4 protein-coding genes and 3 pseudogenes are annotated in these 7,875 nt (G+C 69.7%); 4 read left to right on the top strand and 3 right to left on the bottom strand.

Annotated elements, in window-relative coordinates; all coding sequences use genetic code 11:
• The coding region (locus AC08OP_RS16715; protein ID WP_476615048.1) for a DUF6544 family protein at positions 1-420 on the bottom strand (420 nt) is incomplete at its 3' end.
• 286 nt (positions 421-706) lie between these two features.
• Between AC08OP_RS16715 and AC08OP_RS16710 the strand changes: the two genes are divergently transcribed.
• Positions 707-3,379 carry an FUSC family protein gene (locus AC08OP_RS16710; protein ID WP_476615047.1) on the top strand — a complete coding sequence of 891 codons (2,673 nt, stop codon included), beginning with the start codon at positions 707-709 and terminating at the stop codon, positions 3,377-3,379.
• Positions 3,380-3,476: 97 nt separating this feature from the next.
• Here the strand turns inward: AC08OP_RS16710 and AC08OP_RS16705 are convergent, their stop codons facing one another.
• Complete coding sequence (locus tag AC08OP_RS16705) at positions 3,477-4,127, bottom strand: hypothetical protein (protein ID WP_476615046.1); 651 nt, start codon at positions 4,125-4,127, stop codon at positions 3,477-3,479.
• 322 nt (positions 4,128-4,449) lie between these two features.
• On the opposite strand from AC08OP_RS16705, the pseudogene AC08OP_RS16700 reads away from it, so the two are divergent.
• Both AC08OP_RS16700 and AC08OP_RS16695 read left to right on the top strand, forming a co-directional pair.
• A pseudogene (locus tag AC08OP_RS16700) lies at positions 4,450-4,539 on the top strand (SAM-dependent methyltransferase); the annotation flags it as partial.
• A 111-nt stretch (positions 4,540-4,650) separates the two neighbouring features.
• A pseudogene (locus AC08OP_RS16695) lies at positions 4,651-4,760 on the top strand (IS6 family transposase); the annotation flags it as partial.
• 285 nt (positions 4,761-5,045) lie between these two features.
• Here AC08OP_RS16695 and AC08OP_RS16690 read toward each other — a convergent pair.
• Complete coding sequence (locus AC08OP_RS16690) at positions 5,046-7,295, bottom strand: MMPL family transporter (RefSeq protein ID WP_476615045.1); 2,250 nt, start codon at positions 7,293-7,295, stop codon at positions 5,046-5,048.
• Between the two features lie 476 nt (positions 7,296-7,771).
• On the opposite strand from AC08OP_RS16690, the pseudogene AC08OP_RS16685 reads away from it, so the two are divergent.
• Positions 7,772-7,875, top strand: a pseudogene (locus AC08OP_RS16685) (IS6 family transposase); the annotation flags it as partial.

Raw genomic sequence — 7,875 nt, 5'->3', positions numbered from 1 at the left:
ACCTGGGAGGCAAGGCTCAGGCCCGCCCCATACCCAATGAGCAGCGTCGAATTCAGGGCTCGAGCCATCGGCGACTGTGAGCAGTCCAGCCAGCTTTCCGTGCATCCGACGGTGTCCCTGCCGGTAGATGTCCCAGCCGGTCATCGGCACGGGACCGAACCGGATACGCATCCGGAACAGCCGTGCGATCTGCAGGGCAGGGCTGGTGTTGTACTGCCAGGCCCCGCAGGGCATCCAGCGCATAGTGGGGCGGAGCCGGAACCGCCCGGTGAAGTGGGCGCGGAACGACCAGGCCCGCCGACGGCCAACGACTCCCATGTGGCGCAGGTACCGCTGGTCGGCGATGGGCAGGTCGGCGAGGTCGGCATCGCCGACAGCCGCGCCACGATGGTCGGCCCCTGGTCGATGACCTCGTGCCAGGCCTCCGCCTACCGACAGGTAAGATCATCTGAACTGAGCGGCCTGGATAAGCCTCCTCGTAGGTGCCCCTGCTCGAGGACAACACGGCCGGCGAACGCGGCGGCCACCAACGTTCCCGAGGCCGGGTCCGCATGATCGCGCAGCGGCCGGATTGTGGGGAGTCAGTCACGGTTCAGGGACCGCAAACCGTGCTCAGGTCCCCCGAATTCACCGGCCTTCGGCTAGGACAGTTCGGCTAGGACGGTTTAGTAGATACGGCGATGGTCCAGGGCAGATGGAGGGGCCGATGCAGGACGGATGGCTGGGACGGCTCACCAGAGCGTTCCCCGACGACCCCGGGCTGATCAACCTCAAGGCGGCCGGCCGGGTTGCCTTCGTCGCCCCCATGCTGCTGGCCGTCACCTATCTGGCTGGTGGGGACGTGCGGCTGAGCCTGTTCGCCTGGTTCGGCGCCTACACCCTGCTGGAGTTCATCGACTTCACCGGGCCGACCAAGACCAGGCTGTTGGCCTACGTCGCGTTCGCGATTATCACCGTCTCGCTCATCGTCATCGGCGCACTGTGCTCCCGGACACCCTGGCTGGCGGCGCCGGTGACCGCACTGGTCGCCCTGATCGTGCTGTTTTCCGGGGTCCTCAACGCGTATTTCGCCGCCGCCGGACGGGCCACGCTGATGGCCTTCGTCCTGTCGGTGATGACGCCTGGCCCGGTGTCGGCCATTCCGGAACGGCTCGCCGGCTGGGGGATCGCCATGGTGGTGGCCGTCACCGCGGCCATGGTGCTGTGGACGGAGCGGCCCCCAACACGGCTGCGTGCCGCGCTGGCTCAGGCGTGTCGGTCGATGGCCGCCGGGGTGGCGTGGACAACCATGCCTTTTCCGCAGTCTGACGGGACCGGGACAGACGGGACCGGGGCGGACGAAGTTCCCCGGCTCTGGACCGACGTGTTCCACCTGCGTCGCAGGTTCGCCGAGACCGCGCACCGGCCCAGCGGTGTCGGCGGGCGCACCGCGGCGCTGGGGTATCTCGTCGTGGACGTCAACTGGTTGGTCCCGTTCGCCGAACCGCGTGCGGACCGGAATCGGATCGCGGCGGCATGCTTCCCCCGCGAAGCTGCCGAGATCCACACCGCCGCCGCTGCCACGCTCGCCGCCGCTGCCGATCGACTCGACCGCGGTCCACGGCCGGGCGAGCGGCTCGGCCTGGACCGTTTGGAGCGGGCTGAACGGAGGATGCGCACAGCCCTGCTGGACTACTTGGAGGGGCGAGGCAGCCGGCCGGCGCCGGACGCTGACAGGTGGACCGCCCGATCGGCCCAGAAGACGGATGATCTCGTGGTCGCCGAGGCGGAGCAGCCGTCGGCTGACCTCGCGATCGCCGAGGCGTTCCGGCTGCGCAGACTGGCCCGGGGGACCCGAGAGCTGGCGATGAACGTGCTGCAGATGACCGCGCCGGCACCGGCGCTGCGCTCCTGGGTGCGGCCGCGGGGCTGGCCCGCCAGGCTAAGGCGGCTCACCCGGCGAGGCGTCGCCGCCACCGATCTGGCCGCCGGATATGCCAGCATCCGGTCGGTGTGGTTCCGCAACAGCGTCCGCGGCGCCGTGGGACTCGCCCTCGCTGTCGCCCTGGCCCAGAACACCGAGGTGCAGCACGGCTTCTGGGTGGTGCTCGGTACCCTGTCGGTGCTGCGGTCGAACGTGGTGGCGACCAGCTCGACGATCCTGCGGGGCCTGCTGGGCACCGGGATCGGTATTGTAGTGGGCGGCCTGTTCGTCGCCCTGATCGGCACCCACACCGTAATATTGTGGCCGCTGCTGCCGCTGGCCGTGTTCGTCGCCGGCTACATGCGGCGGAAGTCGTCCTTCGCGCTGGGCCAGGCAGGCTTCACCATCGCCATCCTCATCCTTTTCAATATCATTGAACCGTTAGGCTGGCGGGTGGGGCTGGTCCGCATTCAGGACGTCATGATTGGCTTCGGGGTGAGCCTGGCCGTGGGAGCGCTGCTGTGGCCGCGAGGAGCGGCGGCGGTAATCCGGCGTCGCGCCGCCGCGGCCTACCGGATGGGCGCGGCCTTCCTCGCCCTGGTCGTCATGCGGGCACCCGGTGATGACGATCCGCCCAGCGCCCGGCCGCGGACCTCGCCCTGGCTGGACCCGGCCTATACCGATATGTCGGACCATCCGGACGGCCCCGCAGATACCATCGGTGCGCTCGTGAGCCGGGTCGACACCTCCCGAACAGTCGACGCATCCCGAACAGTCGACACCTCCCGAACAGAAGGCGCCGACACCGCAGGCTCGGACGATGCGGCCCTCCGCCGTCCCAGCCGGGACCAGCAGGTGGCCGCCGCGGCCCGCGATGCCATCCGCGCCGGGCGGCTGCTCGACGACGCGGTCCGTCAGTACCTGTCGGAGCAGCCTGACGGCCGGCTCGAGGTCGACGCGCTCATGACCGTCGTCGGCGGGGCGCTGCGGCTGCGCCGGACCGCGCAGCTGCTGCACGCCGGCGACGTGCCCTGGCCGGCGGACATCCTGCGGGCCGGGGGCGGCGTCAGCATGATCGCCTCGACCATGGAGATCTCCGCCGCGCTGCCCGATCTGGCCGCCGCCCAGGAAGCGGTCATGGTGGAGACGACCGAGCTGTGCGACTGGTACCTGCGGTTCGCCGAGGCAGTCGGCGACGGCAAGCCTCCGCCACCGGCAGACCCGAACCCCAGTCCCGGCTCGGCCAGCATGGCGGCGCTGGCCGTGGTGCGTCATGGCGTCGCCGCGCACCGACGCCCGGAACTGCGCGCCGGCGTGGCGCTCGCAGCACGCGCGACCTATCTCGACATCCTGCGTGGTCTGCAACCGATGCTCACCGACGCGGGCATGGCGCTCGTGCACCAGGGCCCCGCTGGGAGCCGCGGCTGGGCGGCCGGCGTACGACCCCGGCGGACTCGCCGGATGCCACGCTGGTGAACCGATCCGTTCGCCGACTTCGTTACGATTGTCCGTCGTGGCGCAGGTGTCCCACCGCGCCACGAGGGTCGATCAGTTCACCTAGGCGTGCCGCCGGTCACCTGGGCATGCCACCGGCCGTCGGGACGAGCCTGCCGCAGGCCGCCGGGTCGGTTGCCTCCTCGGGCAGGGCCGGATTGAGCTCGCTGCGGCCGGGGCCGTCGTAGCGGCCGTTGTGGCTGAAGTCGACGCCGTGCTGTTCGATCACGCCCTCACCGGCCCGCAACTGCGCGGCGACCGCCGGGGTGACCGTGAACGTGCGGTGGTAGGTCGCATTCCCAACCGGGAACCTCGCCACCGCCACCTCGCTGGCCGGGCTGGTGTCGCCGGACGTGGTCAGCGACACCGCGACCGGGCCACGCCACGGTTTGCCGTCGACGGTCCGGAAGTGGCCGTGGACGCCGGTGCCGGTCACGTCCGGCGGTGGGCAGACATGGCGGCCACCGATATGGATGTGCTGCGCGTGCGGCAGACCCGGCGCCAGCCCGCGACTGGAGATCGAGATGGTGAGTTGGTCGCCCCGCAGAATCGCGGTAGCGGTGCTGTGGGCGCCGGAATGGTTCAACGGCATGAGTGTCGCTTGAAGGAAGGTCTCCGCGGCGCCGGAGCCGGGCGTCGGCCCGCCGCGGCCACCGCCGGCGGCCGCGGGTGCCGCGGCAAGCGCCGACAGGACCCCCAGCCCGACGGCGGGCAGCAACACCTTTCGCATCAACTGACTACCCATAGTCATGAAGCTATAGAAGGACGCGGGCCCGGACGCGTCAAATCGACCGACCGGAACCTGGTCGGGTGGCCCGGGGGGATCGCACCCCCCGGGCCACCCGACCAGGCCGGTTGAGAGTACATGTCCCGGTAGTTGATCCGCCGCCATTTGCGATAGCTATACCCTCAAATCGGTAGCCGAGGCTGGCCCACAGGCCACATTCCGGCTGGATCTTCCTGCTTCGCCGGGTTCACCCGGCCGAGCCAGCGTAAGGAGAGACGTAGCTGAGCAGCACAATGGCACCGGGAACCCGACGGACCATCCGAAGATCGACACGACGACGCCACATTCAGCTCGGATCTGGAACTACTGGATGGGCGGCAAGGACAACCACCCGGTGGACCGCGAGGCCTCGGATGATCTGACTTTTGAAGGTTTCGCGCGGCCCTACCTACCGATAACGGGGAAGTAGGGACTGCTGCATCGGCGGGGGCCGGGGGCCGCGCCGACATCGGGGCATGATCGGATGATGGCTCGCTGCCGCCCTTGTCCGCCTGTCCCGGTCCCGGAGTTCACGGGTTCCGGTTCCCACCCGAGGTGATCGTGCTCGCGGTCCGGTGGTACCCGCGCTACGCGCTGGGTTCCGTTCCGCCCAGACGATCAGCGCCGGACACGCGTTCGTGCGGAATCTTCGCCGCGGACACTACGAACCTGGCGTCGACGCCGACCCGTAGGTGCGGCTGACGGCTGCCTTCGCCGAGCTCATGCGGGCGATCTGATCATCGATCCGGCCGGGTTCACCCTGCCGTACTGTCCCGCAATGCAACAGACCCCCGGGGCCTGGCCCGCACCACTCCCCCGCAACGTTCCGGGGAACGTTGCCCGGGAACGTTCCCCGGAACGCAACACGCCCGGGCCCCATCCCTATGTACTCCTCCGGGAAAAACGGCCGCCGCGCGTGCCGTTGCCCGCATGGGATGGCGCCGACGGCGGGTCGTACGACCTCGTGGCCGCCCTCGCCGGCCGGCGCTGGGCGGGTACGCCGCCAGCGGTTTCGCGGCGCCGATCCAGGTGCACCAGCGCGGGGAGGACGACCGCTCGCACCACGAACGCGTCGAGCGCCACACCGACCGCCAGACCCACCCCGAGCAGCTTCAGCGTGCGGGACGGCTGCGCCATGACCACCGACAACGCCAGGATCATGATGAGGTTCATGGTGAGGACGACGTGCCCCACGTCGGCGTGGCCGCGGCTGACCGCGTCGCCTTCGAGCGCCCGCCAGCCTGGCGCATCGGTTTCGCGCAGTCTGCTCAGCAGGCTCAGGTTCATGCCCGGGGACAGGCCGAACCCGACGACCAGCACGAAGACCAGGATGAACGGTTCGATCGGACCAGCCTGGAGGCCCAGTTTCCCGGCGAAACGGTCCTGCTGGAAGAGCGCCGCCAGGACACCGACCGTTGCGAGGCCGCACGACAGCTCCGAAACGGCGAGTACGGCGGCAGTGACGCGCGAGGAGGCCGTGAGGAAGGTCAGCGCGCCCACCGCGAGCAGGACCACGAACACGAACATCGGCAGCGCGCCGCGGAAATCCGCGGCCATGTCGGCGAACAACGCCGCCTGCCCGCCCACGTAGGCGCGGCTCACGGTGGGCCGCAGGACCGCCGGCAGGACGTCGTTCCGCAGTCGGTGCACCAGGTCGTAGGAGTCCGTCGACCGGGGACCCGCCTGCGGCAGCACCTGGATCAGGGCCAGGCCCGACTCGGGACTGTCGAACGAGGCGTACGCGTGTTTGACCCCCGGCGTCGTGTTGAGGGCGGTGACGACGTCGGTCACGGTGACGGTCCGGCTGCCCTCCCCCCGGTCGACGACGACGAGCATCGGCCCGTTGAGACCGCTGAAGAAGTCGCGGCTGACCACGTCATACGCGCGCCGCGCGGTGGCCGACGTGGGCTCCGCGCCCGCGTCGCCGCCACCGAGCCGCAGGGTGACCACCGGCGCTGCCAGGGCGACGAGCAGCACGCACGCCGCGGCCACGGCGACAGCCGGGTGACGCCCCACCTGCCTGGCCCACCACGATCGCACGCCCGGCCGGTGCGGTAGGCCACGACCCGTCGTGGTCAGGGAATGCCGTCCGAGCCAGCCCAGCATCCGGGTGCCGCCGAGGACGAGCAGCGCCGGCAACAGCGTGAGGGTGACCAGGGCACTGAGCACCCCGGCCACCCCGGCCGCGAGGGCGACTCCCGTGAACGGGCCCAGGTTCAGCAGGAGCACCCCGGTCATCGCCACGCTCAGGCACACGCCACCGGAGGCCAGGGCGGCTACCGACTTCACCATCGCCTCGGTGGCCGCGTCGACCGGGCTCACGCCCCGCGCCAACGCGGTCTGCGCCCGGTAGACGACCAGGACGGACCCACCCAGGCTGACCCCAAGGGCGATCATGCCGCCAAGTAGAGCGGCGAAGGGAGTCGTCAGGACGTAGTGGGACAGTACCGTCGTGACGGCCACGGTGGTGACGGTGGCCATGGCCGCGACGACGGCGGCGATCATGGCGGCCACCCTCGAACGCAGGGTCAGGCACAAGACCGCCAGCGCGACGGCGAGGGCGGCCAGCAGCGGTCGGATCGGGACGCCGGCCGAGGTGAGCGCGGTCGCGCCCGGTCCGCCCAACTCCACCTGAAGCTCGGGGCCGCTGTAGGACCGGGCCGTAGCCGAGACCCGTCTGATCGCGCCGAGGTCGAGTTCGAGCGCCGACGCTTTCATGATTACCGGAGCCACCGCCGTGCGCCCGTCGGCACTGACCGGTGACACACCCAGCACCGTCCTGCCTAGTGGTCCGAACGGGTCGGCGACGGTGAGTACCCCCGGCAGCTTCCCGACGTCGGCGAGCAACTCCTCGACCTGCTGGTGCACCAGCGGGTCAGCCAGCGTGCCGCGCCTGGCGTGCAGCACGATCTGTTCGGTGTCCGGCAGGACGCCGCCTGGAATCACCTTGCGCGCCAGATTCATTGCCCGCTGCGACTCGGAACCGGGAACCGACACATCGTGGCTATATTGCGCGTGACCTGCGATCACGAAGAACACCGCAGGCAGGAGGAGCACCGCCCACATGCCGACCGCGATCCAGCGATGGCGGGCACACAGACGTGCGACGCCTGTCAACGCAACGATCAGCATGGTTGGCCCTTCGTTATTTTGGACAACCTATCTCGCGGGCAAGCAACGTCAATTACTCTTTGGTGGGGCTCTTTGGTGGGGCTCACCGTCCGATAATTCTAGAGACGATTCACGAGAGACGGCACTTTACGGCCTTCCCGCACGCCTGGCCTCGTGGTCGACCGTACCGCCACGAACTGCCCGACAACCGCTGTGACAAAATTTGTTCACCGGTTCCGGCACCACATTTTTCGGTGGCAAGAATGTGGACGGCGGTATCGGTGCCGGTCGGGGTACCCCGATGGCGGCACTGACCGGGCTGACCGGGCTGACTGGGCCGACTGGGCCCGAGCGGGCCGAGCGGGAGCTCCTCGCCCGCTTCACGGCCGAGGAGCGGGTCCTGAGGCACTGTTGCATCGGCGGAGTCCGCTGTCCTGCGGCTGTCGATCGGTCATGATCGTGTGATGCGTCGACGTCGTTCCTGTCCACCGGTTCCGGTGTCGGAGTTCGCGGGGTTCCGGTTCCCACCTGAGGTGATTGTCCTCGCTGTCCGCTGGTACCTGCGGTACGCACTGTCCTACCGGGACGTCGAGGAGCTGCT

This window comes from Frankia sp. CeRuru1 (genome assembly GCF_977966315.1).
This window is presented reverse-complemented; position numbering and strand designations above follow the sequence as displayed.

Coding starts and splice junctions, on each gene's coding strand:
- AC08OP_RS16705 (WP_476615046.1), bottom strand. CDS start 4,127: ATGCGAAAGGTGTTGCTGCCCGCCGTCGGGCTGGGGGTCCTGTCGGCG.
- AC08OP_RS16710 (WP_476615047.1), top strand. CDS start 707: ATGCAGGACGGATGGCTGGGACGGCTCACCAGAGCGTTCCCCGACGAC.
- AC08OP_RS16690 (WP_476615045.1), bottom strand. CDS start 7,295: ATGCTGATCGTTGCGTTGACAGGCGTCGCACGTCTGTGTGCCCGCCAT.